Raw genomic sequence first — 25,589 nt, 5'->3', positions numbered from 1 at the left:
TTGCTCCTAAAGCGTTAGCGCCCCTTCCCAGCGATACGCCGCCGCGACTCATGCTCCCCCGCCCGCCGCGACCCGGACGAATACTTCGACACCACCTTCTTCGCCGGCTTCTGCGTCGTCACGAACTCCACAGCAGGCGGCTCCGCCTTCTCCGGCGTCTCGATCCCGACGATGCGATCCATCCGACGCCGCACCCGCGCATACAACCCCAGGCCGGCCAACCACAGATGACGGAGCGTGGTTTCCTGATGCGTCATGACCCCTCTCCGATTGCGAGCGCAGCGTGGGGCTGCGCACATGCCGCCATCACAGCACACCAATGGATACCGACTTGCGAAGACCGTCGCGCGGCGGGATGCTGCCGCTTCCGCCACCCCCCGAGACACCCGCATGGCGAAGTTCAAATGGGCCCCCTTCCCGCAGGACGCGAAAGCCTTCGCCTACACGGGCGACGCGCTGAAGAAAGCCTGGCCCGCGCTGCATGCGGGCGACTGCGAACCCTACCCCGACGCCAAGCGCGCCGCCGCCCTGCTCAAGGCCGCCGGCAAGGCCGCGCCGAAGCTCGACGCCGACGCACTGGCCGCCGCTTTGCAGGACGCATGGCGCGCCTTCCACCACGGCGACTTCCAGGCGGCTTATGAGGCCGGCGAAAAGCTCGGCCCCATCGGCGCCTCGGTGGCCGTCAAAGCGATGGGGATCCACGCGACTTATCTGGTGGACAGCGACGCCGACAAGCTCAAGCGCTTCGAGCAGTGCGCCCAGCTCGCAGAGGGCGCGATCAAGGCCCTGCCCGAGGACGCGAACGCCCATTACCGCCACGCCTTTGCGCTGGGCCGCTACAGCCAGGGCCTGAGCATCATGAAGGCGCTGAAGGAGGGGATTGCCGGCAAGGTGCGCGCCTCGCTGGACACGGCGCTGGAGATCGCGCCGAAGCACGCCGAGGCCCACACCGCGATGGCGCTGTACCACGCGGAGATCGTCGGCAAGGTGGGCGCGATGCTGGGCGGCCTCACGTATGGCGCCAAGGCCGGCGAGGCCGAATCGCACATCAAGACCGCGCTGAAGCTGACGCCGGATTCCCCGATCGCCCACGTGGAGCACGGCAACGTGCTGATGCTGCTGTATGGCGAGAAGAAGGAAGACGCGGCGGCCGGCGCGTTCGAGAAGGCCGCGAAACTGAAGCCGAAGGATGCGATGGAAGCGCTGGATGCGGCCTGGGCGCGGGATCAGATTGAATGAGGGCGGCCGGCAACGGCGGCCCGATTCACGATTTCGTCTTCACGCCCGTTGCCCGAACGGCCGCGCTTCCGTAGAATGCCGCGCCTGCCCCGCCCCGCGGCGGTAGAAGCACCCGGGCGGTTAGCTCAGCGGTAGAGCATTGCCTTCACACGGCAAGGGTCGCAGGTTCGAACCCTGCACCGCCCACCATGAAATCAAAGAGTTAGATCGTTTCCGAATCGCCGAATCGGGTGAGTACGGAAAACGTACGAAAAACCGCCCTGAAAACGAGGCGGTTTTTTTGTGCCCAATCGAGTGGCCACACGTTCTAATGTCGGCTCGCCCAGGGGCCGGGCTTCGGGGAATCGGATGAAGCAATCTGCACCGCCTGCGCTCTTCCTGCTCGTGCTGCTGGTGTCGGGCGTAGCCGAAGCCGCGTCTGCCTCCCAAAACAGCGCCGCGGCGGTCAGCATTCCGACGGTCGTCTGGTCGGGCGTAATCGCAGCCGCGATTTCTCTTTCTGGGGTGATCCTGTCTAACCGGAGCAGCGAGAAGCGCCTGAACGATCAGCTTCGCCACGATGCGCGCGAAAAGCATCGCGACCGCATCTTCGCGCTCAGAAAAGAGGTGTACCTCGATCTGACGACGCAGATGATGAGCACGGGCGCGCACCTTGGGTCGCTGGCCGCGAAGGATCCCACCTCCGCGGATTTGTCCGGCCCTCTTCAAGGCACGATGGCGGCGCTGGCAAAAGTCCAGTTAATCGGTGAACGCGAATCCTCTGCCCTCGCCTCGCAGTTGGCGGGGATTTACGGGCAGGCCCTGTTCAACCTACTCGCGGCTGCGCAACCGATGCACGACCTCAAGATCGACATCAACGTCGCGAACAACATGTACGAGCAGCAACTCGCCCAAGCTCAACGTGCCCTCGCCGAAATCACCGCCGAAAACGAATCTGGCGATCCCAATCCAGCCCGCATGAAGGTGCTTCGACACAACTTCGAGCACTATCGCGAAGCCTACGAGAAGTACGGCGAGGACCGGAATTCCAGCTGGGAGGCTTACAACGCCCTGCAAAAGGTTTTCATGAGGGCGACGATGGCGGAGACCACTCGAATCGGCGAAATGCAGGTTAGGCTCACCGCCGCGTTCCGCAACGAAATCGGACTCGATGCGGACCTCGCCGCGCTCCTCCTAAGCGCGAAAGCATCACAGGCACAGATGGCAAAAGCCGCCGACGAGATGTTGACGCTTCTCGAAGAATCCAACCATCCAGACGATCAGGGCCGTTGAAATCGCGGGTCCGCCTCGACCCTCAACAACTCGTTGACCACTGAAGCAGCGCGCGCCGCGAGCATCGCGCCCCAGGAGCGGTACCGTTCTTCGTTTAACTCGTCGACGGTCACGCCGACCGGCAACTCCCCGCAGCATCGCGCATTGCCGCAGTGCATCGGCGGGAACTGACGCAGGTAGGGCTGCTCACCGCGCGCCATCAACCCGGCCCAATACCGCTTGTAGCTGAGGCGCGCGAGGGCATTCACCTGCTCGCGGGATAGCGCCATCGTGTGCTCCTTGCACGCCTACGATCGGTCTTGTCCGATCTAGCTTGCCGGGTGATGCTCTGCGCAACAACCGGGGCTGCAACAGATGGAACAGACGCCCCCCCGGGGGACCACGGCTTCGCGTTTTTAGTTCGATGTGGGGGCGGGCTCCCAAAATTTCGCCGGCCAGCAACCTTTGAGGGCATAGTCCATGGAATTGCCTCCGATGGAATGGACGCTCGACTACGAGCTCGACATTCGCCTCGACCTCCGCAACCCGAAACTGTTGCACTCGCACTTCATCGAAGCGCAACTGCACGGCATCGAGCATCTGGCGGAGCACGTGCGCGAGGAGGAACAGCACTTCATCGACGCGACTGAGCAGTCCGATGGACGTGAACCGATGGAGGACTTCGCCTACTTCTACCCGGTGACCTACTGCACCTTTAACTGGTTCGCCATTTCGTTGACCAACTACTTGCGCCTCGTCGCACTGGTCGACTTGGTGAATCGCACGTCATGGTCAATCCCGGATCTCGTCGAGAACGAAGGCGTCGTGAACAAGACATGCCGTGATTATGTCGAGGAGATCGTGCCGGCCGTCGTGCAGTGGCGAAACAAGGTCGCGGCGCATCCGGCGGCTACCGCGCCCATTGGCATCAACGACAAGCGTCGCGAGGCTGACCGACTCGGAACGCTACTACAGTCATTCTCCTGTCCGGTGGTGCGCACTGCCGGCTACCTCGAAGTCGCACGAATTCGATGGCAAATCGACGGCGAAACCGCCGACCTGCTGCCTTGGTCTGTTACCGCAATCTACGAGCACCTGACGCCCCGGTTCTGGCCGGACAAGAGCCTGCGACCCCATCGCCACAAGCCCGGCAAGGAGCCGAAGGACGAACCGGGCACGTATTTGCGGCAGGCGCGCTGCGCAAACTAGCGAGGTTTTGATGAAAGTCTTCATCGACAGCAACATCATCAGGCACGCGGCGACTCGTTATCGCACCCAGACGATACAGTTCGGCCAGCTCGAGCCTGGTGACCCTTTAGTTAAGCGTGGGCCGATTCAACTTCATAGCAAGAAGCCGCACGATCATCCGGGCCTGCGTTCTGAGATTCGCAGGCTTCGTGAGTTGTCAGCGCAGCTGAAGGTGAAAAACGCCACGCTATTGATGGATCAAGAAACACTCGGCGAGGTCAAAATGGCCGGCGGGTTCCGGGGCGAATACTTTTACCGAAGCAACATCATTGTTTCGGATCCACCCCTGAAATATGACCGAATAATAGGCCTGCCGCGGCACTTGAACCCCGGCCCTACAGAGAACCACTTCCACAATTTTCTCTCGCGCCTAGAGCATCCAAGGTTCATCCAACTTGCCAAGGCCACTGGGGGACTCCAAGGAACAACATCCAAGCACTACAACCAGCTGGCGGATGCATTCTTTCTTTGGTGCGCGGAGCACAACGAGGCCGATTACTTTTTGACACTCGACTCGAAGCTAAAAAGGTGTGTTGGCCATTCAGGAAATCTGGGTTTTTTGCCGGCTGTTGTACTACCCACTGAGTTGTTGAGTGTGTTGCTCAACACCTAACAAGTGGCCGCTGTCGACCCAAAGCACAAATTCGGCGTGCAGCATCGGGACGATCCCGTGCCGCCTGCTTGCTGGCTACTTCTGTCGCATACTCCCAGGTAGCGCCGCCACCGTCCCTCACCCCTGGGGGGACCCCGAGAAATTTTCGTGTTGCGCTCAGGTGACCGGCCTCGCATACATCAGCCGTTAGAAGCCTTTGGCTGCCCGCACATCGCGACAGCCGCGGGTTGGGGGCCCGCGAACGCCTCCACCGTGACGCGGGTGGCGCCGTTGGACTGTCTGACCTTCATCTCCGAACTCATTCGATCGCTCGCGTGGCCCGTTGCCACGTTCGGCATCGCGTTGCTGTTCCGCTCGCAAATCCGTGCGCTGCTCAAGCGCATTAAGCGTGGAAATTGGGGCGGGATGGAGGTGGAGTTCGCAGAAGACGTCGAACGTATTTCCGAAGAAGCCGGCGTCGAGCTTGTCGCCCTTGATGAAATCTCCGAGAGCAACACGAACCGGTTTATTCGCGAAGCCGATCCGGAGATGCGCCCGGTTCTTGAACTTGCGCAAGGCGACCCGCGCGGGGCCGTGCTCGCCGCCTGGACGAGCGTTGACGCTGCGATGCGCCGGCTTGCTGCGGCGAAGGGCGTCGAACCCAGCGGAGCGATGCGGTTGATGCGCGAGCTCGCAGAAGGCGGCCACATTCGCAAAGAGGACGCCGAGCAGTTCAATGAGCTCCGCAAACTGCGCAACAGCGCCATGCACGACGGCACGTTCAACCCTTCGTTCGAATCGGTCGCGCGCTACGCGGAGCTCACGTCGCGGTTGGCGGGCCATTTCGAAAGGCTCGCCCGGGGACCGATGGAATGAAGGAGCTGGCCGCATGAGCATCGACGCGACTACGGCGCTGAAGCCGGACATTTATCGCGTGACGACCATCGTGCTTGTCCCCGGTTTCACGGCGATCGGCCCGTGGCTCGCAGGCGTGTTCTGGCCTTCGCTCATGAACGCGCAGACATGGGCGGGCGCGACCACGGTACCGATCAGCGTGACGATCTTCGGGATGGTGCTGGTTGCCGGCTTCGTTCTTGAGGACTTGGGATCGCGCATCGAGGCAAAGATCCTTGACCGCTGGCTCCGCGACAAAGCTCCGCTACTTTTTGCGTACTGGTATCGGTACCTCGGCCTGAAGACCGATGCGGAGGTGGTGGGTCAACGCTACCTTCGGGCTCTGCTCGTTCGGTTCAAGTTCGAATTGTCGATGGTACCGGCGGCGGTGATCTGCGGCCTGGGCTTCCTAACGGCGGAATTTCTAGGTCACGGCACGGGCAGCTGGATCAAGACCGGCGTGATCTGGCTGATCCTCGTCGAGCTCGCAACCTTGATGGCGGCGGAGGCGATGGCGGGGTCGGTGTTGTTGGCGCGCACCCGCCGCATCGTCGTTCGGTCGTGCTCGAGTCGCTAGTCGAAAGGGGGAAACATGGCGTGCGAGATTGACTGGTCGGCACTGGCCGCCTGGGTTCAGGCGATCGGCTCCGTTTACGCGGCGTCCTTGCAGGCGGTCCTTTCCGTCGCGGCGATCTTCGCGGCGATCTGGATCGGCGAGCGCAACTCCCGGGAGGCACGCGCACTCGTCGAAAGCGAGCGCCGACGGCAGGCCGACATCATCGCCTCGACGATGGAGTTGAAGTTCCACCTCACCAACGTCGAAATCACCAAGGGCATGCAACATCTGACGGGCCTAGTTGCGCGCATCGACGCCGGCGAGCCAGTCGTCATTCCGGCTGAAAACCTGAAGCGCTTCATCCTCCTCGATCGCGCGCTAGGGCTGTCGGTCATGCGGCCGCAGGTCACGATGTTCGATCGGCGGACCGGCATTACCGTCAACACTGCGCTCGACGTGCTGGATACCGTCAACATCACGGTGGCGACGTCCATCGACTTTTACGAAGCCAAGGGGAGCAAGCCGGCCGATTTGAAGGAGCTCGCACTTCAAATCATCGAAAAGCTCGATTTCGCGAAGGAGACTTTCGAGGAGGCTAGAGAACGGCTCGAACTCGCGCACGACCTCAAGCCCGACGACGACGACAACGACGACGGCCCGAAAGCTTGAACCACCGACAAGTTGTCGGGATTGCGTCTGCGGCCATCGTCGCTACGCTGCGCACATGGACGCAAGCGAGCAACAACTCGATACGGTACGAGCCCTCGGGCTCAGATGCCATGAGCTCAAGAAAACTCGCGTATTTGTCCGGCATGGGCTTAACGACCCTTTCCTTTAGCACGCCGCTTCGAGTGGCGCGCAACCAATGCTTCACGGGAGGTTACGATACCTAGGGCAGCTTCAAACCTCTATACGGGGCCAGTATCGTTCACCCGACGCCTGAGAAGACATCGAAGCTAAGCCCCACCCTTTGACGCTGAGAACCTGACTACGAGCGCGCTATGGGAATCGTCGAATTCATGACGCAATGGGAACAGTTGGCTAAACGTCTTGAGCGTTTATTTGGCGACAGCACGTCCAGCCTCTCGCATCACCCCGTCATGAAATGGCTGCACGGCGCGCGCGACGCTTACTTGTCAGGTGAGCGCGTACAGGGTTGCGCCCGGGCCGCATTCGCCCAATTCGCCGTAGAAGATCTAGAGCGAATCCTGGCTCACGACGAGAACCTGTTTCGGCACTTCAAAAAGGCGCTGCGGCGAGACCGTTCGGCGACCGCGTATTTTGGAATTCGGCAAGAGATTCGCATGGCCGCATCCTTGATCACCAAGGGCATCGACTTTAACAAGTCGGAAGCTCCTGACTTTACGTTAGGAGAACTTGGCTTGGAGTGCACCAGTGCGCACTTGGTCAAGGGCGCTCCGACAAATCGATCACTCGCATACAAGCTGGCCTCAGCTATCGCAAAGAAGTCGCAAACCGCTTACAGCACAAGACTCAACGTGCTGGCGATCGACATGAGCAACCTTCTATTCCATGAGGGCGTCGGCTCCACTACGAATACTTTGTCGTGGACAGAAGAGCTCCAAGCCAGCTTACAAGAGGGAGTGAACCGCAGCCCGTTCCAGGCCGTCCTGTGTTTCGCGTACGCATGGGTGCAGGCAGGCCCAGCTGGCGGCGCGACTCTTAGCAACTACTACTCCCGAGTTGATCGCGATGAGATGGATTCTCTTCCGAAAGCATTCTTGGACAATCATTTCCCAAGTGGATCCATTTGGGTGTACGCACAGCTGCAGAAGCACGTCTGAGCTATCGAAGCCCAGCTCGGATCTCATTGATCGGAAACGCCCTTCTCGTACGCTTCCTTGGACCACCGAACAGCCTCTGCAATCTCCTCCAAATCGTCTGCCAGATTTGAGAGACCCCAGACCAAAGCCTCCGGCCGGATCGTGATCTCGGAGTCGATATCGCCGAGTGACTCAATAACAGTCGACGCCATGCGCACGTAGTCGCGCATTTGAACGATCAACGTGTGCGCGGCCAGCAGGTTGATATAGGCAATCGGCGCCACATCCTGGACGCGAGTTTCATCAGACATTTTGGACCCTCCATCTCTCTAAGTGAGGACCTCGCGCCGCGCGAGTGCGGCACGAGGTGTCGGGAGGTCAAAAACCGCAAAGTGACGGCGCGACGGATTTCCCTTTCGGGTCTTGTATTAGCCGCCCTCCCGACGCAGGGCCCTTGCGTCGGCGCGTCCAGGAGACGCCATTCGCCACCCATTTCGACGGTGGCGATCACTTTGGGAGTTTTTGAGCTCCGTGGACCAACTGTCCACCGCGAGCCTTCCCCAATCAACCCAAAAACCGTCCGAATCGTCTCGCCCGTTCAATGCGCTTCTGCTCGCAATCCCCTACGCAGATTCGCCCACCGTCACCACGCCATGTGCCGTCTGGCGCAAATGCCCCCGAGGACAATTTCGTTCGGTCCGCAATGGAGAGAAATTTCGCTGACATCAACCACAAAGCGAAATCCCCATGGCCCAGAACCTCGTCCAGACCATCATCACCGACGAACAGATCGCCGAAGCCAAAGCCGCCCTCGACGTGCTCGAGCGCATCTTCCCGGACTTCATCGTCCTGGACGTCGCCGACCGTCGCAGCATCCGCCGCATGGGCACCAAGTTCGAGCAGTTCTGCCGCCAGACCCTCGTGGTGGGGGCGGAGAATCCCAAGCTGATCCCGGAAACCGTGGGCATGCAGGACGCGATCGCGGACCTGGCGGCGTACGACAAACTCTTCCCGCTCCATGCCCGCCTCACGCGCATCATGACGCGCTGGGACGACACCCTCCTCGCCCTGGGCAGCGACGTCTACGACGCCTCCCGCGACATCTACCTGCTGCTGAAGGCCTTCGGAAAGAGCATGGGCCTGGATGAACTGCGGAAGGGTCTGAGTTCGGCGTTTTCGCGGTCGCGCCGGAAGTCGAAGGACGATTCGCCGGGGGAATGAAGCGCCGGATTGCTATTTAGCAATCGAAAGCTGAAATGTTTCAGCTTTCAGATTGAATCGAGCAGCGAAAAGCTGAAATCGAGCAGGTCGAAGATCGAATCGAGCAATCGAAACCTGAAAGTTTTCAGGTCGAAGTTGAAATGGAGCAGGTCCGGGTTGCTCGGGAGCAGCCTGGACCTGAAATCGAGCAGCTCAGACCTGAAGATTTTCAGTTCGAAATTGAAATGCAGCAATCGAAAGCTGCTCGCGAGCAACCCAAGCCCGCTTTGGAGCCGCCCGAAGCCAGTGCTCCGGGGCCCCAAGATCAAACTTTGTACGCCAGTGGCGTACATTCCGGCGGTGCCAGCAACCTGGACATCATGGACAAGAAGCTTTTTGACCGCCTGGTCGGCAGCATGGAACAGATGGGCGAGATCGTGCGCGGCGAACGCGCACCCTCCCGCGAGTTCCATGTTGACGCGGTCGAAGTGCGCGAGATTCGCAAGGCCACGGGCCTTTCCCAGCAAAAGTTTGCAGGTATCATCCGTGTGCATGTCGCGACATTGCAGAATTGGGAGCAAGGCCGACGCGCGCCCACCGGACCTGCAAAGGCATTGCTCCGCGCGATAAAGAACGATCCGGTGCATGTGATCAGCGCCCTGACGGAAGGGTCTGCTTAAGTTGAATGATCAATTCGACACCGACGGACTTGGAAAAGCGCGTCATTGACGCTTGCCTGGCAGGCGATCACCCGACGTTGTCAATTCTTCGCCATCAGGCCAAGGGCATCACAGTCGTCGATCGCAGGCACACGGGCGTTGGCGCGTACATCGACTTTGCTGTCGATGACGCTGCGCCACGGTTGGATCCCGGCTCCGTCATCATCGGCGACATCGACCTGGAAGTCGCCGGCGTCACCGACGGCGTGGCGACACTCCTGTATGCGTACGACGGTCGACTGCAATTCTTGGAATTCGCGACCTACGACGATGAGTGGCCGGAGGATCCGACGCTGCTCCGCATCGCCTATTTCAAGGAGCGATCGATCGGTCCGACAACATTTGCGCTGGACCCGGTTGCCGAGCGCGACAGAGTGACGCTGGAGCGGGCGCTCACGTCCCGGAACGCCGAGCCTGCGAAATAGGTCAGTCGCGCGAAGTACCGACGCGTCCGCCCTCTCCCATTTCCACATCCTCACTTCGCCGTGTGCGCGACAACTTCCCCAGCAGTGATCTGCGGCGGGTTGGGAAGCAATGGCGCCATGTTCTCGCGCACCCAATCCGCAGCCTGTTTGTTGGATGCTTCAACACCGGCCCGGTCCTGGAAGACGCTCGTTGAAACCATCACGCCTCCCCCGGCGTCCGCCCAGTAATAGGCAACAAACCCCGGCATCTTGCTGATGAGTGGCACGAAGCCTTCGTTGACCCGCCGCCCCGCCTCGCCAGGATCGGTCACGCCTTCATACCGCCGTGTCGTTGCATACATTTCGCACCTCCTTCGGAGCGCGGACGAACAACCAACGCAACGGTTTGACCGATTCAACCCGGACAGCGTTGCCGCGCTTGAAGCATGAGCGATCGAGGCCTTCGCTTTCTGCGTCCATCACATAACGGCTGCTATAGAACGCCCGCCGCCCGCGCTGATGGTCACCCATGAGATACGAACTCAGACATTCCAGAGCCGTTCCCGCCAAGGCGGTCGGCGCGCAATCCATGGGCGCGCTCGCGCTGGGCGGGATGACACTGGGCGCGATCGCAGTGGGCGCGGTGGCCATCGGGGCCTTGGTGGTCGGCCGCTTGGTCATCGGTCGCGCACGGATCAGGCGACTGGAGATCGACGAACTTGTCGTCCGTCGACTCCAGGTCACGGAGACGCTGGCGACTCCGGCCGAGTCCGCTGAAACGACTGGCGACCCGGGGCAGTAGAACTCCGCTGCGCCGACGTCCCTAAGGCCCTTTGCCATCGCAACGCTCCCAGGCACATCATTGCGGGAGAGCACAGTCTCTGTCCAAGGGGGACGTCCCGCATGTCCGAGGGCACGCGCATCAGAATCCTCAGCGTCGAGGACCACCCCGTTTTCCGGGAGGGCCTGCGTTTCATCATCGACTCGCAGGCGGACATGGAGCTGGTGGCCCAGGCGTCGAACTCGGACGAGGCCATCGCAGAATTCCAGCGCACCGCGCCCGACGTCACCCTGATGGACGTACGCCTTCCCGGTACAGGTGGCACGGAAACGCTGACGGCGCTCCGCAAGCTCTCCCCGACTGCGCGCGTGGTGATGCTGACTACCTCCGACAGCGAAGGCGACATCCACACCGCGCTCAAGGCCGGCGCGGTCGCCTACCTGCTCAAGAGCATGCCGAAGGACGACCTGCTCCATGTCATTCGCGCGGTGCACAGCGGCAAGAAGCACTTCCCCGCTGAAGTCGCCATGCGGCTGGCCGGTCATTTCGCCGACGACGAGCTCACGCGACGCGAAATCCAGGTGCTCGCGTTGATCCGCGACGGAAACCGCAACAAGCAGATCGCCGACCATCTCTCGATTTCGGAAACGACGGTCAACTTCCACATCCGGAACATCGTCGACAAGTTGGAAGCCAAGGACCGGACGCATGCCGTCATCGTCGCTGTGCGGCGGGGATTGCTGCCCATCTGATCCGGGGCAGGACTGTAGAAATCTGTAGCAAGGCGGCTGGGGATTGCCCGGTGCCCGGGCATGCGCGTGAGCGGTATCGTCGTTCGCAGACTTCGAGGCCTACATGACATTGCACAGCGCGCACGCCATCGGACGGTCATTGACGTGGCTGGTGGCGGCTGCGCTCACGTTCTGTTCGCCCGCGTGGGCTGTCGATCCGGCACGGCAGATCTCCCAGTACGGCCACGTGGCCTGGCGATCGCAGGATGGCGATCTCCCGGGCATGCCCATGGCGTTCGCCCAGGGGCCCGATGGCTATCTGTGGGTCGGCACGCTGGATGGCCTGCTGCGTTTCGATGGCGTGCGCTTTGCGCGCTGGTCCGCGCCGGCAGGCACACACCTTCCCTCCGACGCCGTGACCCGCCTGCTGGCCACGCGCGATGGCACGCTCTGGATCGGCACCCAACAGGGGTTGGGCCAGTGGCGAGACGGCAAGTTGCGCATTTTTCCGTCGACGCCCGGCGGAGCGATCATGTCGATTACCGAGGATCGCGACGGCACGATCTGGACGACGCGAACACCCCGGCCTGATTCCAGCGCGCTGGTCTGCCGCGTCTCCCCAGACGGCAAGTTCGCTTGCCTGGACAAGGCGCAGGGGCTCGAGATTCCTGGCTCGCCTTGCTGTCCGGCGGCCTTCCTGCAGGATGCGACGGGAACGGCGTGGATCGGAAGCGACATCGCGCTCACGGCGTGGCGAAACCAGGCGTCGCAAGTCTTCAAGCTGCCGTTGGATTCTGCGCGCAAGGACATGGGCGTCGCTGCGATTGCGCCGAGAAATGACGGCGGACTGTGGGTGGGGATCGCCAAGCCCGGCCCGGGGCTCGGCCTGCAGCAGTTCGTCGATGGCAGATGGACGCCTTTCACAAGCGCCAACTTCGATGCCAGCACCCTGCCCGTGTCCGCCCTGCTCCTGGACCGACACGGTGCCTTGTGGATCGGGACCTACGGGAAAGGCTTGTATCGGATCCATCGCGGCGAAATCGATGCGTTCACATCGACCGATGGACTCTCGAACGATCGGATCAACGGCCTCTTCGAAGATCGCGAGGGCAACCTCTGGGTCGCCACGGCGAAAGGCATCGATCAGTTCCGCGACCTGCGGGTCACGACATTCTCTAAGCAACAAGGGTTGTCCTCCGACTCGGCCGCCTCGATCGCCGCGGCCAACGATGGGTCGATCTGGATCGGAAGCGCGGGGCTCGATGTCCTCCGTGACGGAAGGATCAGCTCGCTGACCAAATCCCTGGGGCTGCCCGACGGCCAGGTGACCGATCTGCTCCAGGACCATGCCGGCCGCATGTGGGTGGGCGTGGACCGCAGCTTGTGGATCATCGATCGCGGCAAGGCCGTGCAGGTGCATGCAAGAGACGGCACCACGAACATCGCGTCCATTGCTTCGCTCGCCGAGGACGCGCAGCACGACCTCTGGGGACGATCGAAGGATTCGCTCCTCCGGATTCGCGACAATGTCGTGATCGATGCGTATCCCCTCGGACCGGAGCTCGAGGGTCGTCAGATCGTCGCCGATCCGGCATCCGGCATCTGGCTCGGCTTGCGAAGCGGCGATCTTGCGCGGTTCCGCGATGGCAAGGCGCAAACGTTTGCGTTCGCGCGACCACCGGAGGCCAGCGTCAACGGCTTCGTCGAACACATGGCCACGACGTCCCTCGGCGAAGTGTTCGGCGCGACGGCCAACGGCGTCGTTGCATGGAAGGATGGACATACCAACACGCTCACGACTGCGAACGGCTTGCCCTGCAATCACGCACATGCACTCCAGAGCGCCAGGGACGGTCGCCTGTGGGTGTTCATGCAATGCGGACTCGTGGAGATTGCGCGCGCCGAGATCGATCGTTGGTGGACCCAACCACAAACGCGCTTGCAGATTCGCCAATACGACGCCCTCGACGGCGTCGACCCGGGTTGGGCGCCCTTCCGCGGCGCGACGACGTCGCCCGACGGGCGGATCTGGTTCGCCAATGGCCATGGCGTCCAGATGATCGATCCCGCAGCCACGACACGAAACCGCATCGCGCCTTCCGTGCACATCGAGTCGCTCGTGGTCGATCGCACGCGCTATCCGCTCCACGGCGCGGTGCAACTTCCTGCCCGGGCCGGGGACGTGCAGATCGACTACACCGCCACCAGCTTCGTCGTCCCGCAACGCGTGCGATTCCGTTACAAGCTCGCCGGTCGCGACAAGGATTGGCAGGAGCCGGGCACCCGTCGCCAGGCGTTCTACACGGACCTGCAGCCGGGCAACTATCGGTTCACGGTCATCGCCGCCAACGACGACGGCGTATGGAACACACGCGGCGATTCGCTTTCATTCCGCATCCCGCCCGCCTGGTACCAGACCCTTTGGTTCCGCGTCGGTGCCATTGCGCTTTGCCTCCTCGGTGCATGGCTGGCGTATCGCTGGAGACTGCGCCGGTTGACAGCGACGATGAGCGCGCGCTTCGACGAGCGCATGGCGGAACGCTTGCGCATCGCACGCGAGCTTCACGACACGCTGCTGCAGACGGTGCAAGCGGGGAAACTGGTCGCCGACGACGCGCTCGGCCCCGATGTGGAGGATGCGCGCCGCAAGCATGCACTCGAACGGATCTCGGCCTGGCTCGGCGAGGCGATCGGCGAAGGCCGCGAAACGCTCAATGCATTGCGTCAATCCACGTTGCTGGACAACGACCTCGCAAACGGACTGCAGCAGGCAGCCGAGGCATGCGCCGGCGAAAGCGGCATGGTGGTGCGCGTGTCGGTCACCGGGCGGGCGCGTGAAATGCACCCCATCGTGCGCGACGAGATCTACCGCATCGGTTACGAAGCCATTCGCAATGCCGCATCGCACTCGCACGGCCGAACGATCGAGGTCGAACTGGCGTATGCGCGCGATCTGACCCTGGTGGTGCGGGACGACGGCAGCGGCATTCCGTCGGCCGAGGTTGCGCAAGGCAAGGCGGGACACTTCGGCATGCAAGGCATGCGAGAACGTGCAGAGCGGATCGGCGCGCGCCTCTTCGTCGCCCGTGGTCCAACGGGTGGAACCGAAGTGCGCGTGCTTGTTCCCGGACGCAGCATCTTTCGCTAGGCCTGTAGAAGAGTACAGGTCAGCGCCTGTCGGGAATCACGTGTTGCGGAGAGTGCGCGGGGCTTAGCGTCGCATTGCCCCTCGATGCCTCCCGGAGAGTCCCATGAACCTCAAGTTCCTCACGCTCGCCACGGTGACCGCGGTGTCACTCGCCTCCACCGCCGATGCCGCTTCCCCCACCCACGCACCCAGCGTCGCGAAGAATGTCCTGCTCGTGCACGGCGGCTTCGTTGACGGCTCGGGCTGGCAGAAGGTCTACAACCTCCTGAAGAAGGACGGCTACAACGTGACGATCGTGCAGAACCCGACGACTTCGCTCGCGGACGACGTGGCCATCACCAAGCGTGCCATCGCGCAGCAGGACGGCCCGGTGGTACTGGTCGGCCATTCCTACGGTGGCGTCGTCGTCTCCGAAGCGGGCACCGACCCCAAGGTGCAGAGCGTGGTCTACATCGCTGCGTTCGCGCCGGACACGGGCGAATCGGTGCAGTCGCTGATCGCCAATCCGCCGCCCGGTGCACCGCAGCCGCCGATCCTGCCGCCGCAGGATGGCTTCCTGTTCCTCGATCGCGCGAAGTTCGCGGCCTCGTTCGCGGGCGATGTCCCGGCCGACGAAGCGAATTTCATGGCCGATTCGCAGGTGCCTTGGGGCGTGGAAGCGTTGGCGGGCGTCGTCACCACGCCGGCGTGGAAGTCGAAGCCGAGCTGGTACCTGGTGGCGACGGAAGACCACATGATCCCGCCGCCGGCCCAGCAAATGATGGCGAAACGTGCCGGCGCCACGGTCGTGGAGGTCCCCGGTAGCCATGCCATTTACGTGTCGCAGCCGGAAGCCGTCGCCAAACTCATCGAGCAGGCAGCCCACGGCAAGGCGCATTGACGACCCGTGCCCGCAGGGAGGAGCGCCGATCGCGCTCCTCCTCGTTCGATGACTCCCGCCCATGAAAACCTGCTCCGCCTACTGGCCGCTCGCGGCGAGATGCCCGGGCAGGAACTTGTGCTGCTTGTCCCGCGGCTTCGGAATGACTACACCGATTTTTATGGTCTCGCTGCGTTGATGCATGCCGGGTACATGTTCGCCGACGTGGGCGCGGACGAGCGTCGGCGGATGGAGCGAGGGCCCGTCGGGTCCGACACGCAAGACACGGCGGTGTCCCTCTGCCAGTTGTCTCTTCCGGCTGGCGAATCCTTCGTTTTCCACGACGTGGGTTACGAGTCGTGGCATGACTTCCCGGTGAGCATCTGCATCACCAGCCATGGCTTGTTGAAAGTCGAGGAGTTGGATCAGCGGGCAGAGTCGCGCAGGCAACGACGTTTTGACTATTGGTTTGCCGTCGCCATCGCAATCCTCGCCGCATTGGCCAGCAGTTTCTTTACAAGGCTGTTTTCATTTCGCTGAGCAGGCTCGCAGCTCGCGCATAAGCCTTGGGCGGCCGACCGACATGGCGTGCGAACGCCGTGCTGAAGGTGCTCGCGGAGGAATAGCCGACGCGCTCGGCGACCTGCTCCATCACCATGCGCTCGCGACACAGCAGATCCTTGGCCAGGGCCATCCGCCAAGCGAGCAGATATTCCATCGGCGGAAGGCCGACCGCGCGCGTGAAGCGTTGAAAGTAGGCCGACCGCGACAGTGCGGCGGTCTTGGCCAATTGCTCCACTGTCCACGTCCGCGCGGGGTCGCGATGTATTTCGCGGATGGAAGCGGCCAGCCGCGAATCCGCAAGTCCGCGCAACAATCCGGCTGGCGCATCATCGCCAGGCGCGGCACGCAGTGCCTCGATCAGCAGCACTTCAACGAGGCGCGCCAGGATGAGATCGCGACCTGCCAGGGATTGCAGGGTTTCTTCGCGCACCAGGCGCACCAGCACGGACAGTCGCTCAGCGCTGCGCACGTGGATGACCTTCGGCAGGAATGCGCCCAGCAACGCCGTGTCGGGCGAGTCGAACAGGAAGTAGCCGCCGAGTAAGCGCACATCTGGCTCAACTCCCGTCGTGCCGTGGTGGAGCGCTTCCAACCGCCCAGCGGCGCTGACCGGGTCGATGGGGTGTGGCTCTACGACTTCGAAGCCAGACAACACGAAAGCCGGAGTTGAGGGCAGGAACACAAAGTCTCCTGCTTCCAGGCGCAGCGGCTCCGCGCCCTCGACCTGCAGCAGGCAGGCGCCATCGGTGACGACGCAGAAGCTTGGATGCCCGTAGGCGCTGTAGCGCACGCCCCAGGTCCCGGCCCCACTGATGGCTTTCGCCCGCACGTCGGCCGGCCGCAGGAGGGAAATGACGTCGGACAGGGGATCGGTCACGGCAGGACGTTCGCCAATGTTTTCTGGACGATACAGCATAGATCGTCCCCTATCAGCTGCCTACAGTGACTCCACCCCAACCTGGAGTCACTCATGAAAACCGTCCTGATCACCGGCTGTTCCTCGGGCTACGGCCTGGAAACCGCGCGCTACTTCCACCAGCAAGGTTGGAACGTGATCGCCACGATGCGCACCCCGCGTGCAGGCCTCCTGCCCGCCTCCGATCGCATGCGCCTGCTGCCGCTCGACGTCACCCAGCCGGACAGCATCACTCGCGTCCTGCGCGATGCCGGCCCGATCGACGTGCTCGTCAACAATGCGGGAATCGGCGTGGTCGGCGCCTTCGAGGCGACCTCGATGACAACCATCCGCGAAGTGTTCGACACCAATACTTTCGGAACACTGGCCATGTGCCAGGCCGTCATTCCGCAGATGCGCGATCGCCAGGCCGGCGCGATCGTCAACGTCACTTCAAGCGTGACGCTGGCGAGCATGCCGTTCGCCGCCGCCTACACGGGCAGCAAGACCGCGGTGGAAGGATTCACTGGATCGCTGGCGCTGGAACTCGGCGCGTTCGGCGTGCGCGTCAAGTTGGTCGAACCGGGTTACGGCCCGTCCACGCGCTTCACCGAGAACGGCGCCGAACGCATGCAGGGACTGATTCCCGACGCCTATGCCGACTATGCGCGGCCGATCTTCGCGGCCTTCTCGCAGCCCCAGGCCATCACCTACCCGCAGGACGTGGCGGACGCCGTGTGGCGCGCTGCCAACGATGCTTCGGACCAACTCCACTTTCCTGCCGGTGCCGACGCAGTCGCGCTCGCTGGCCCCCAGTGAAAGCCTGACCGCAAGTCACTTGGGTGACCGACTGCCGAGCGCCGCGATGCGGTCGCGAAGCGCGATGACGCCGCCGCGCCACGCGTCGTACTCCTCGGATTCCGCCCAAACCTGGCGCAACTCCGACTCATCGCCCAGCACGCGGTCCAGCGCACGCACCGCTTCCGCGGCGAGCGACGGGTCGACCTTCGGATGCACGCGCACGACCCAATCGCCCACCTCTGCATTCTTGCTGGCTTCGGCCGTGGGTTTGCCCATTGCCGCCGCGACCATCTCGGCGGAGGCGATGGCATATGCGCCATCCGGGGCTTCGAGGAAACCTTCCGACGTCGCGCGCTCCAGCGCAGACCGCAACTGCTGCACGTCGGCCTGCTTCGTTGCGTCAAGCAGGAAGTCCGCCGCGTCATCGTTGTCGAACGATCCCGTCCCCCACGTTCCGGCGGTTGCGGAAAGCGACAGGACAAGCAAGCCAGTTGCGAGCAGAAGACGTCGGATCATCGGCTGGAACCAGGAGGCGCAGACTGTGCCTTCTCGGCCTGTTCCTGGAGCGTGTCCATGTACTTGCCGAGAAGGTAGCCTTCTTCGCTTCCGTCCGGCCGCGCGATGGTCCAATCGATGACATCGGCTTCGGCGACGTCGATGGGATCCCCCGCGCGATAGGTGCGCAGGGCCACGATGTCACTCGCGATGCGCCCGCGCACAGTCGCACCCTCCATGGCATCAACGCGTACAAATATCTGCTCGTAGTTCGGCCCGGTGCGCGGCACGTCGTTGTCGAACAGACGCGTCGTGACAAAGAGAATCTGGCCTTCTGGCAGGCCGGCCAAGTACCGTTTCTTCGCATTCGGCCACGTGGCCCTGGCCTGGGCGATGTACGGAGCAAGCGTCGCTTCATGCGCGTCGAGCGCATCCGCAGTGACCTGCGTAATCAAGTCTTCCGGTGCGTTAGCCGCGACCTGCGGTTCGCCCTCGGTCCCGGGCACATCGGCTCGCGCGTGCTCTTCGAAATCCGACACCATCGCCCCGAACTCGAAGGTGGTGACCTGATAGGCGTAACGCGCACCACGGCAGGCTTCGATCACCCATTTTTCGACTGTCGCTTCATCGTCGCCGGGGAGTCGCTCCCGTGAGAGGACCTTTTCGAACTTGCACGATGGGTGGTGCGCGTCGTGCCACTGGCGCACCGACTGGGTTTCGTCATGCGCGGCCGCCGCGCTCGTCGCAAATGCGACGCCGAGCGCGCAAAGCGCCCGCACCGTCATTCCTTTGTTCATTGCCCCCCCCGGACAGCTTCCAAGCCTTCTGGGAATCGTATCAGGGGAAATCCGTCAACCGCCCTCGCCCATCTCCATCTGCGTCAAATAAAGCCGCAGATCGAACTCCAACTGGTGATACCCCGGCTCCATGTGCGTGCACAGCCGATAGAAGGCCTTGTCGTGCTGGCCCTCCTTCAGGTGCGCCAACTCATGCACCACGATCATCTTCAAAAACTCCGCCGGCGCATCGCGGAAGACGGTGGCGATGCGGATCTCGCGGCTGGCCTTGAGCCTGCTGCCCTGCACGCGGGAAATCGCCGTGTGGGTGCCCAAGGCGTGCTTCATGACTTGCAGTTTGCTGTCGTAGATCACCTTGCCCAGCGGCACCGATTGGCGCAGGTGCCGGTCCTTGAGGGCCTGGACGTAGTCGTACAGCTGGCCATCGGTGCGCACGGTGTGCATGTCCCCGTACCGTTCCTCCAGCACCTTTCCCAGCCGCCCCTGCTCCATCAGCGCCCGCACGCGCTCCAGGACGTGGGGTGGATAGCCAACGAGGTACTTCAAAGGGTCCATCAGCAGCAGGTGCGAAAGCGGGCGAAGGTGCGGGAAGTATGATGGGCGCGAAACCCCCGATGCGAAACCGCAACATGGCAAAGCCCAATCCCCTCCAGGAACAGCTGCTCAAGGCGGGCCTGGTCAAGAAGTCCAAGGTGGCCGAAGTGGCGCGCGAGCAGCACAAGGCCAAGCATGCCAAAGCGGCCGCCGATCCCAGTGAGATCCAGCGGGAAGCGGAGCGTGCGCGAATCGAGAAGGCCGAGCGGGACCGCGCGCTCGCCGCCGAGCGTAAAGCCGTTGCGCGCGTGGCCGAGCTGCGTGCCCAGGCGCGGCAGATCATCGAAGACAAGAAAATCCCGCGCACGGGGGAAATCGAGTATCGCTTCACCGTGGGCGGCGCCATCCGCACGCTGCTCGTCGATGAAGCGCTGCGCAGGATGCTGTCCTCCGGCGCGCTGGTGATCGCGCAGCTGGATGACCGTTTCGAGTTGCTGCCACGCGTGGCCGGCGACAAGGTGCGCGAACGCGATGCCAGCATGATCGTGCTCGACCACGGGAAGCAGACGGGCGCCGAGCACGCCGCGGGAACATCAGAAGACGACGCGTACTACGCGCAGTTCCAGGTGCCTGACGATTTGGTGTGGTGAGGGCTCAAGGCTCGATCACATCTCCCCACCACGTGTGGAAGTCGACACCCTCGACGCCGTCCCTGCAACTCTTCATCGTCAGTCCCTGGCACGCCGTGATGCGCCAGCGCGTCGTGTTCGGCGGCCCCTTCGGTATCGGCAACTGGTTGAGGTTGTCGACGACCAGCGTCTTCGCCGGCGTCGACTTGAGGCAGTAGTCGTCGAGCAGGAAACCACCCGGGCCCGCCATCGGTGTCGACGCTTTCTTGAACCAACACGTCCCCGATTCCTCGTGGCAATAGCCGAAGCCGTTCTCCGGCCCCGCGGGCGGCATCGACGTGCAATCGGCTTGCGTGTGGCAGGTTTTGACATGGTGCATATCCTGGTACACCAGGCATGCGCCACCGCTGACGTAGGGTTGGCCGTTCTCGATCTTGATCGGCGCGAATCCGTCCGGCGCCTCGATGAGCTTGAACGTGCCGCTGACCGATCCTGCCGGATGCGCAGGTGGCGATTTCTTCTCGACGGTCGAAACGATTTTGTACTTCGGCGCTGGCGGCGTGGCTTGCACGACGTAGAACACACTCGCGACAACGATCGCTGCCAGCAGCAAGCTGATGCGTTGCATGGCGTTCTCCCATTCAGTCCACCGGAGCAACGCCCGGGGGCTTCACCCAACGGCCATGGAACCGACGAGTGGTGGGGAGACTTTCGATCGCGCGTGCGCTTCTGGTATCTCCTTGGCCCGAGTTACGGGGCTCACTCTGCCTTGCTCACCTCGACATTCGCCTTGACCCGCCGCGGCGGAGCGTCGACGCGGTCCTTGAACAGCAGCACGAAGTACGTGTCCTTGGCCGACTCGTAACCGATCTGCGCATGCATGCGGCTGTCCGCCGGTTGTGAGGTCGGCGCCATGTCGAAGTGCATCAGCAGGCGCGCATCGGGCATCTCGTCGAGGATGCCGCCCGCGGCAATGCGCGCCCTTCCGAGCAGGGACGCGAACACGACGCGCATCATGTCGTCGGTGAAAACCTGGTCCTGGTCGCGCGGGACGTCCGGGTTCATCGTCGCACCGCCCAGTTCATCGGCGAAGAGGCGGTAGACACGGAAGGCGGCGTTTTGCGCTTCTTCCACGTCATGGCCTTCATACGCGAACACCTGCATGTACTGCAGGCCGGCATCGTCGAAGACGAAGGAAACTTTCGTCTTCGCTCCGTGGAAATCGGCGCTGGAGGTTTCGAGGGCGCCGGTGACCGGGACGTCGACGTAAGGGCCTTGATCCGCGATGGCACGGACCTGGTCGCGCGACATGCCGAGGGTCCAGGGGCCGATGGGGAAAGACTTCGGCGCCGCGGGTTCATTGGCGTGGGCGGACATCGCTACGAACGACATGGACAGAACGCAGGCGAACAACAGCGCCTTCGCCGACCGATCTCTTTTCAATGCCACGAGCTGGAATAGCCACTTCATTGTGAACGCTCCCCTTAACGTCCCTCCCCATAGGTTAAGCCAGTCGGGGGCGTCGCGCGGCTGATCCATACTTAGGTGTTGACCTTAGTGTTATTCGGGCATAGAGTCGGGCGCATGGTCCAATCCGCCGCAATCGCCGACGACGTCTTCCACGCCTTGTCCAACGCCACCCGGCGCAAGGTGTTGCAGCACCTGTCCACCGGCCCCGCCACCGTCACCGAGTTGGCGGCCCCATTCGACATGGCCCTCCCCTCCTTCGTGCAGCACCTGGCCTTGCTCGAACGCTGCCGGCTGGTGAAGTCGAAGAAGGAAGGCCGCGTCCGCACCTACGAGATCGAACCGGCGCGCTTCAAAGTCGCCGAAGACTGGCTGAGCGAACGCCGCCAGCTCTGGGAATCCCGCTTCGATCGCTTCGACGACTACGTCAAACACCTGAAGAAACAACGGGAATCGAAACCATGAGCCAGCACTTCGCGATCAATCCGAAAACCGATTTCGTGCTCGACCGATTCATCGACGCGCCCAAGGAGCTCGTCTGGGAAGCGTTGACCAAGCCGGAACACCTCAAGGAGTGGTACATGCCCAAGGCCTGGGGGCGTGTGTCGCGCTGCGAGATGGACGTGCGGCCCGGCGGCATCTTCAGCATCGACATCGCCACCGAGCAAGGCCAGGACTTTCCGAACCTGGGCTGCTTCCTGGAAGTCGTTCCGATGGAGCGGCTGGTCTATACCGCGATGCTGTTCCCCGGCTATCGCCCGGCGGTGTTCGACGATATTCCCTGGACGGCTATCGTCACGATGGAATCCGAGGGCACCGGCACGCGTTACGTCTTTACGGCATTGCACCGCAGTGAAGCGGACTTCAAGGAAAACACGGAGTCCGGCTGGGCCGAGGGGACGCAGATCGCCGCCGATCAGCTCGTCGCGCTTGTTCAATCGATGAAGTAAATCGCGCGACCGCTGCAAGCAGGACTTCGCGTTGTCCGGTGCAGGAGGATGCGCCATGACCCGTCAACTCAAGTTTGCTTGCGTCGTCGTGATCTGCATGGCCGCTTCGGCGGCCCATGCTGCGGATCCCGCAGGCGTTCCGCTTCTGAAGGATCTTTCACGAGGCGTCCGACTGCATAGCATCGATGGCCAACGCGTGTGGCCCCTGCAGGGCCGGCGCATCGACGTAACGCCAGGCTTGCACACGCTGCAGTTCCGCTACGCCTTCGACTTCCAACGCGCACAGAACGGCGGGTTCGTGACGATGCTTGAGTTCAAGTGCGCGTTCACCGGCGCAGGGCCTTACATCCTCCGCTCCAGGGATCGTCGCGTGACCGAGCTCGAACCCGAGATCTGGATCGAAGTGAATGGACAGGCGTCGCCGCGATGCCATCCCGTTCCAGGTTGAGGGGCGGAGCCAAAGGCCACTATTGGTAGCCGGTGACTTCCGGCAGATGAGCCAAGTGTTATAGCCCGATAAAACACCAGCACGCCCGCGACTCAGGCTCCTGCCCCCTAGAAGGAACCCCGTGCATGCTGACTCCATTGCTTTCCGCCCTGCTCCTCGCCGCCCCCGCCGACGCCCCTGCGGCTCCGGCGGTTCCTGCCAACAAGGCCATTGAACTCGGCGATTTCGGCGGCCGCCTCAGGTCGGTCCGACTGAAGGTCAATGGACACGAAGGCGTGTTCACCCTCGACACGGGCGGCGGCGTCAGCCTGCTTTCGCCGGCGTTCGCGAAGAAGATTGGTTGCACGCCGTGGGCGGCGCTCACCGGCTTCCGCCTGGATGGTCAACGCCTGGATCTGCCGCGGTGCGAGGACGTGCAGTTCACCCTGCCCGACGGCACGGCGTTGAAGCCCGTGACTGCCGGCGTGGTCGACCTGCAGCCGCTGTTGTTCAAGGACGCGCCGCAGGCCGATGGATCGCTGGCGCTCGACGCGCTCGACGGCAAGCAGTTCACCCTGGACCTGGGCAACGGCACGTTGGTCATCGAATCGCCGGAGACGCTCGCCGCGGAAACGAAAGGCGCCAACGCGATTCCCATGCGTCGTGCGCGCCAGGCAGGCGGCGCGGCGCTCGGCGTCATGGTGCCGATGAAGACGCCGCAGGGCGAAGTGTGGATGGCGCTGGACAGCGGCGGCGGTCCGCCGGTGCTCATTCGCGATCGCGTGGCGCAAGCCGCCGGCGCCGATCCAGCGAATCACGAACTGCAGCCGTTCCGCCTGAAGGTCGGCGATGCCGCCACGCTCGACACGCGCGCCTTCGTCAAGGACATGATCCTCGACGGCGTCATCGGCATGCCCGTGCTCGTGCGCTGGAAACTCAGCTTCGATCTTGAAGGCGATCGGCTTTGGGTTCGTCCGACGCGCTGAGTTGCGATGCGATGTGACGGAAGGGCCCATGAAAGCGGATCCGGTCCGCACGATGCTCCTTCGGTTATACGAGTGTCCGCTTTCGGCCAGAAGCGGACATTCGCACTGTCTCGATTAGGCCGAGCCTCGCCCACCCGGTGCGCAAAGCGCGTCGCTATGTCCCCTTGCACGCCTCGCGGACCTGTTCGTCCAGATTCTGGAGAAGATCGTAGGTTCGTGAGAGGCCGACCGCCCGTAGCGTCGACTCTCTAGCGGACTTGGCGGCATTGCACTTGGCCCGCTGGCGGTCGACATCATCCATGCCGTTGTAGGGGGATGCGTACCCGGCTTGGTCGGTGCCCGCCATCCGCGACAAGGTTCGGGCCGCATCTGCCGTACGCGCTTGCTGAGCCTGCCCTCTCGCCACCACGTCCGGATCGTCCGGAACAGCGATGATGGTTTTACGAAGGGTTTGCGCGTCTTCGCACGGGTCGCTCTGGTAGGCAATGGCGCCGCTGGGGCTGGCGCACTTGTAGATCAGGGGCCCAATGTCGTCCCTCGAGTCCGTTGTGAATTGATCGGAGACGGACACGTCCGTGTCAGGCGCCCGTTCGTTGTACGCCGGTTGCGATTCTGTTGCGGGCGCGCGGTGCGATGCCTCGGAACGCCCCGCGGTATCGTTCGATCGTTCAAACATCGCGTTCATAACCAACGCGAAGCCCGCCAGCGCGATCGCGGCAAGCGTAAGCCAAACCCATGGCACCTTGGAGGACGCGGAACGCATGCGTCGCACATCGGGGCGCACTGAGAATTGCAACTCACCCGGATCTAGAACGTCACGCACTCCTCCCCGAGGCGATGCATCCGCCCAGCCCGTCCTCACAAACGTGTGCGCTCGACCAGGCGCCCGCAGCTTCCCCGACATCGCCCTCCCCCCAGGCAACTAGCTTGGGGATCTTATCGCTGCGTTGCACTGCTCACGTGCGCGCGCACCACTGAGCAACCAAGAATTTTTCTGATGCGAGGCGCGCAACCGGGTATGCACCGCCTCGCCTGCCGATTGCAGCGAGACGTCCGCGATCGGCCAATTGCGGACAGCCTTCACCATGGCATACGGTTCTGCTGGGGAACAGGTCAGGGACGATGTCCATGGGCAAGATCCGAACGTCAGTAGTGGTGTTCGTTGGGTTCTGGGTTGCGGGGTTCGCAGCCGCTTCGGCGCTTTACAAGCTCGGCACCCTTACTGGCGCGGATTCATTCGGACTCGGCGCTTCGGCCGTGGGCTTCTTCGTGGGCTTCATATCTGCCCGTTTCGCCGGGCCTTTGGGCGCATGCGTCGCCATGGCGTCTGCCATGGTTATGGCGCTGTGTGAGTCGGCCTTGGTGTTCCTCGCATTGACTCCCAGTCATTTAGAAGCGTTCCCGGTGCTGGAGGTTCTCGGCTCCAGTGCCATTCCGCTTTTCACCGTGATCGGCTGTTGGATTCCACTCCGGCGAAGGGGGATGGCGCCGATTTGAGTGTCCGCTCGTAGGCCCATCAACGCCGGGAGTCCAGTCGCACTCAACTGGGACGCCGACGCAACGGGATCGGCACGTACACGATATCGCGCCTCCGGGCTAAGATCGTTCAAGCTAGACGCGTTTGCACAGGGGGCAAGC

General features: G+C 62.9%; 34 protein-coding genes and 1 tRNA gene. 24 read left to right on the top strand and 11 right to left on the bottom strand.

The features are described from left to right. Positions 1 to 14: 14 nt before the first annotated feature. A complete protein-coding gene (locus LVB87_RS11575) occupies positions 15 to 257 on the bottom strand; it encodes a hypothetical protein (RefSeq protein ID WP_232898109.1) in 243 nt (80 codons plus the stop codon). A 133-nt stretch (positions 258 to 390) separates the two neighbouring features. Here LVB87_RS11575 and LVB87_RS11570 point away from each other — a divergent pair, with 133 nt between their 5' ends. From LVB87_RS11570 to LVB87_RS11560, 3 genes are all read left to right on the top strand, one after another. Continuing rightward, on the top strand, positions 391 to 1,239 hold the full coding sequence (locus LVB87_RS11570; protein WP_232898108.1) for a hypothetical protein: 849 nt from the start codon (positions 391 to 393) through the stop codon (positions 1,237 to 1,239). A 114-nt stretch (positions 1,240 to 1,353) separates the two neighbouring features. Further along, positions 1,354 to 1,428: transfer RNA gene (locus LVB87_RS11565), tRNA-Val, on the top strand. Between the two features lie 159 nt (positions 1,429 to 1,587). Then, a complete protein-coding gene (locus LVB87_RS11560; protein WP_232898107.1) occupies positions 1,588 to 2,511 on the top strand; it encodes a hypothetical protein in 924 nt (307 codons plus the stop codon). On the opposite strand, the gene LVB87_RS11555 is transcribed toward LVB87_RS11560, so the two are convergent. Beyond that, a complete protein-coding gene (locus tag LVB87_RS11555) occupies positions 2,499 to 2,780 on the bottom strand; it encodes a hypothetical protein (RefSeq protein WP_232898106.1) in 282 nt (93 codons plus the stop codon). The two genes, LVB87_RS11560 and LVB87_RS11555, sit on opposite strands and share 13 nt — an antisense overlap. A gap of 205 nt (positions 2,781 to 2,985) precedes the next feature. Here LVB87_RS11555 and LVB87_RS11550 point away from each other — a divergent pair, with 205 nt between their 5' ends. The 6 genes from LVB87_RS11550 (at position 2,986) to LVB87_RS11525 (ending at position 7,585) form a co-directional block, all read left to right on the top strand. Beyond that, positions 2,986 to 3,699, top strand: a complete 714-nt coding sequence (locus LVB87_RS11550) for a hypothetical protein (RefSeq protein WP_232898105.1) — start codon at positions 2,986 to 2,988, stop codon at positions 3,697 to 3,699. 10 nt (positions 3,700 to 3,709) lie between these two features. After that, positions 3,710 to 4,351, top strand: coding sequence for a hypothetical protein (locus LVB87_RS11545; protein WP_232898104.1), 642 nt, complete (start codon positions 3,710 to 3,712; stop codon positions 4,349 to 4,351). Positions 4,352 to 4,621: 270 nt separating this feature from the next. Beyond that, on the top strand, positions 4,622 to 5,206 hold the full coding sequence (locus LVB87_RS11540; RefSeq protein ID WP_232898103.1) for a hypothetical protein: 585 nt from the start codon (positions 4,622 to 4,624) through the stop codon (positions 5,204 to 5,206). A gap of 13 nt (positions 5,207 to 5,219) precedes the next feature. Then, positions 5,220 to 5,801: a hypothetical protein gene (locus LVB87_RS11535; RefSeq protein ID WP_232898102.1), complete on the top strand. Its 582-nt coding sequence runs from the start codon at positions 5,220 to 5,222 to the stop codon at positions 5,799 to 5,801. 15 nt (positions 5,802 to 5,816) lie between these two features. Next, on the top strand, positions 5,817 to 6,449 hold the full coding sequence (locus LVB87_RS11530) for a hypothetical protein (protein ID WP_232898101.1): 633 nt from the start codon (positions 5,817 to 5,819) through the stop codon (positions 6,447 to 6,449). Between the two features lie 332 nt (positions 6,450 to 6,781). Continuing rightward, positions 6,782 to 7,585: a hypothetical protein gene (locus LVB87_RS11525; RefSeq protein ID WP_232898100.1), complete on the top strand. Its 804-nt coding sequence runs from the start codon at positions 6,782 to 6,784 to the stop codon at positions 7,583 to 7,585. A 23-nt stretch (positions 7,586 to 7,608) separates the two neighbouring features. Here LVB87_RS11525 and LVB87_RS11520 read toward each other — a convergent pair whose 3' ends face one another. Next, positions 7,609 to 7,875: a hypothetical protein gene (locus tag LVB87_RS11520; RefSeq protein ID WP_232898099.1), complete on the bottom strand. Its 267-nt coding sequence runs from the start codon at positions 7,873 to 7,875 to the stop codon at positions 7,609 to 7,611. A 436-nt stretch (positions 7,876 to 8,311) separates the two neighbouring features. Between LVB87_RS11520 and LVB87_RS11515 the strand changes: the two genes are divergently transcribed. The 3 genes from LVB87_RS11515 (at position 8,312) to LVB87_RS11505 (ending at position 9,908) form a co-directional block, all read left to right on the top strand. Then, positions 8,312 to 8,785, top strand: a complete 474-nt coding sequence (locus LVB87_RS11515; RefSeq protein WP_232898098.1) for a hypothetical protein — start codon at positions 8,312 to 8,314, stop codon at positions 8,783 to 8,785. 140 nt (positions 8,786 to 8,925) lie between these two features. Further along, positions 8,926 to 9,444 carry a helix-turn-helix domain-containing protein gene (locus LVB87_RS11510; RefSeq protein ID WP_232898097.1) on the top strand — a complete coding sequence of 173 codons (519 nt, stop codon included), beginning with the start codon at positions 8,926 to 8,928 and terminating at the stop codon, positions 9,442 to 9,444. Positions 9,445 to 9,449: 5 nt separating this feature from the next. Next, positions 9,450 to 9,908, top strand: a complete 459-nt coding sequence (locus LVB87_RS11505) for a hypothetical protein (protein WP_232898096.1) — start codon at positions 9,450 to 9,452, stop codon at positions 9,906 to 9,908. A 50-nt stretch (positions 9,909 to 9,958) separates the two neighbouring features. On the opposite strand, the gene LVB87_RS11500 is transcribed toward LVB87_RS11505, so the two are convergent. Beyond that, on the bottom strand, positions 9,959 to 10,249 hold the full coding sequence (locus LVB87_RS11500; RefSeq protein ID WP_232898095.1) for a hypothetical protein: 291 nt from the start codon (positions 10,247 to 10,249) through the stop codon (positions 9,959 to 9,961). Positions 10,250 to 10,416: 167 nt separating this feature from the next. Here LVB87_RS11500 and LVB87_RS11495 point away from each other — a divergent pair, with 167 nt between their 5' ends. The 5 genes from LVB87_RS11495 (at position 10,417) to LVB87_RS11475 (ending at position 15,946) form a co-directional block, all read left to right on the top strand. Next, on the top strand, positions 10,417 to 10,689 hold the full coding sequence (locus LVB87_RS11495; RefSeq protein ID WP_232898094.1) for a hypothetical protein: 273 nt from the start codon (positions 10,417 to 10,419) through the stop codon (positions 10,687 to 10,689). Positions 10,690 to 10,790: 101 nt separating this feature from the next. Next, positions 10,791 to 11,420 (top strand): response regulator transcription factor, encoded by a 630-nt coding sequence (locus LVB87_RS11490; RefSeq protein ID WP_232898093.1) that lies wholly within the window; start codon positions 10,791 to 10,793, stop codon positions 11,418 to 11,420. 103 nt (positions 11,421 to 11,523) lie between these two features. Next, entirely contained in the window at positions 11,524 to 14,547 is a 3,024-nt protein-coding gene (locus LVB87_RS11485; RefSeq protein WP_232898092.1) for a sensor histidine kinase, read from the top strand. 103 nt (positions 14,548 to 14,650) lie between these two features. Further along, complete coding sequence (locus tag LVB87_RS11480) at positions 14,651 to 15,427, top strand: alpha/beta hydrolase (protein WP_232898091.1); 777 nt, start codon at positions 14,651 to 14,653, stop codon at positions 15,425 to 15,427. A gap of 48 nt (positions 15,428 to 15,475) precedes the next feature. Next, positions 15,476 to 15,946, top strand: coding sequence for a hypothetical protein (locus LVB87_RS11475; protein WP_232898090.1), 471 nt, complete (start codon positions 15,476 to 15,478; stop codon positions 15,944 to 15,946). On the opposite strand, the gene LVB87_RS11470 is transcribed toward LVB87_RS11475, so the two are convergent. Continuing rightward, positions 15,921 to 16,847, bottom strand: coding sequence for an AraC family transcriptional regulator (locus LVB87_RS11470; RefSeq protein WP_232898089.1), 927 nt, complete (start codon positions 16,845 to 16,847; stop codon positions 15,921 to 15,923). The two genes, LVB87_RS11475 and LVB87_RS11470, sit on opposite strands and share 26 nt — an antisense overlap. Before the next feature lie 93 nt (positions 16,848 to 16,940). On the opposite strand from LVB87_RS11470, the gene LVB87_RS11465 reads away from it, so the two are divergent. Next, on the top strand, positions 16,941 to 17,684 hold the full coding sequence (locus tag LVB87_RS11465) for an SDR family oxidoreductase (RefSeq protein ID WP_232898088.1): 744 nt from the start codon (positions 16,941 to 16,943) through the stop codon (positions 17,682 to 17,684). A 15-nt stretch (positions 17,685 to 17,699) separates the two neighbouring features. Here LVB87_RS11465 and LVB87_RS11460 read toward each other — a convergent pair whose 3' ends face one another. From LVB87_RS11460 to LVB87_RS11450, 3 genes are read right to left on the bottom strand one after another with little or no spacing between them, the layout of a single operon-like run. Further along, positions 17,700 to 18,182, bottom strand: a complete 483-nt coding sequence (locus LVB87_RS11460) for a DUF4259 domain-containing protein (RefSeq protein ID WP_232898087.1) — start codon at positions 18,180 to 18,182, stop codon at positions 17,700 to 17,702. Beyond that, positions 18,179 to 18,958 carry a DUF2314 domain-containing protein gene (locus LVB87_RS11455; RefSeq protein ID WP_232898086.1) on the bottom strand — a complete coding sequence of 260 codons (780 nt, stop codon included), beginning with the start codon at positions 18,956 to 18,958 and terminating at the stop codon, positions 18,179 to 18,181. The genes LVB87_RS11460 and LVB87_RS11455 overlap by 4 nt, the downstream gene beginning before the upstream one ends. A gap of 54 nt (positions 18,959 to 19,012) precedes the next feature. Further along, positions 19,013 to 19,513: a M48 family metallopeptidase gene (locus LVB87_RS11450; protein WP_232898085.1), complete on the bottom strand. Its 501-nt coding sequence runs from the start codon at positions 19,511 to 19,513 to the stop codon at positions 19,013 to 19,015. Positions 19,514 to 19,587: 74 nt separating this feature from the next. Between LVB87_RS11450 and LVB87_RS11445 the strand changes: the two genes are divergently transcribed. Continuing rightward, positions 19,588 to 20,142, top strand: a complete 555-nt coding sequence (locus LVB87_RS11445) for a DUF2058 domain-containing protein (protein WP_232900550.1) — start codon at positions 19,588 to 19,590, stop codon at positions 20,140 to 20,142. Positions 20,143 to 20,146: 4 nt separating this feature from the next. Here LVB87_RS11445 and LVB87_RS11440 read toward each other — a convergent pair whose 3' ends face one another. Continuing rightward, positions 20,147 to 20,749 carry a hypothetical protein gene (locus LVB87_RS11440; protein ID WP_232898084.1) on the bottom strand — a complete coding sequence of 201 codons (603 nt, stop codon included), beginning with the start codon at positions 20,747 to 20,749 and terminating at the stop codon, positions 20,147 to 20,149. 131 nt (positions 20,750 to 20,880) lie between these two features. Beyond that, positions 20,881 to 21,660 carry a hypothetical protein gene (locus tag LVB87_RS11435; protein WP_232898083.1) on the bottom strand — a complete coding sequence of 260 codons (780 nt, stop codon included), beginning with the start codon at positions 21,658 to 21,660 and terminating at the stop codon, positions 20,881 to 20,883. Between the two features lie 45 nt (positions 21,661 to 21,705). Between LVB87_RS11435 and LVB87_RS11430 the strand changes: the two genes are divergently transcribed. From LVB87_RS11430 to LVB87_RS11415, 4 genes are all read left to right on the top strand, one after another. Next, positions 21,706 to 22,053 (top strand): metalloregulator ArsR/SmtB family transcription factor, encoded by a 348-nt coding sequence (locus tag LVB87_RS11430; protein WP_232898082.1) that lies wholly within the window; start codon positions 21,706 to 21,708, stop codon positions 22,051 to 22,053. Then, positions 22,050 to 22,538, top strand: a complete 489-nt coding sequence (locus LVB87_RS11425; protein ID WP_232898081.1) for an SRPBCC family protein — start codon at positions 22,050 to 22,052, stop codon at positions 22,536 to 22,538. The genes LVB87_RS11430 and LVB87_RS11425 overlap by 4 nt, the downstream gene beginning before the upstream one ends. Positions 22,539 to 22,593: 55 nt before the next feature. After that, on the top strand, positions 22,594 to 22,986 hold the full coding sequence (locus LVB87_RS11420) for a hypothetical protein (protein ID WP_232898080.1): 393 nt from the start codon (positions 22,594 to 22,596) through the stop codon (positions 22,984 to 22,986). A gap of 125 nt (positions 22,987 to 23,111) precedes the next feature. Continuing rightward, positions 23,112 to 23,951 (top strand): aspartyl protease family protein, encoded by an 840-nt coding sequence (locus LVB87_RS11415; protein ID WP_232898079.1) that lies wholly within the window; start codon positions 23,112 to 23,114, stop codon positions 23,949 to 23,951. A gap of 154 nt (positions 23,952 to 24,105) precedes the next feature. Here the strand turns inward: LVB87_RS11415 and LVB87_RS11410 are convergent, their stop codons facing one another. Further along, positions 24,106 to 24,714: a hypothetical protein gene (locus LVB87_RS11410; protein ID WP_232898078.1), complete on the bottom strand. Its 609-nt coding sequence runs from the start codon at positions 24,712 to 24,714 to the stop codon at positions 24,106 to 24,108. A 365-nt stretch (positions 24,715 to 25,079) separates the two neighbouring features. Here LVB87_RS11410 and LVB87_RS11405 point away from each other — a divergent pair, with 365 nt between their 5' ends. Then, positions 25,080 to 25,448, top strand: coding sequence for a hypothetical protein (locus tag LVB87_RS11405; RefSeq protein ID WP_232898077.1), 369 nt, complete (start codon positions 25,080 to 25,082; stop codon positions 25,446 to 25,448). Positions 25,449 to 25,589: the final 141 nt, after the last annotated feature.

It is taken from the genome of Lysobacter sp. KIS68-7, from assembly GCF_021284745.1.
Taxonomy (GTDB): domain Bacteria; phylum Pseudomonadota; class Gammaproteobacteria; order Xanthomonadales; family Xanthomonadaceae; genus Noviluteimonas.
The sequence above is the reverse complement of the archived record's forward strand: the minus strand, read 5'-3'. Positions and strand labels throughout refer to the sequence as shown.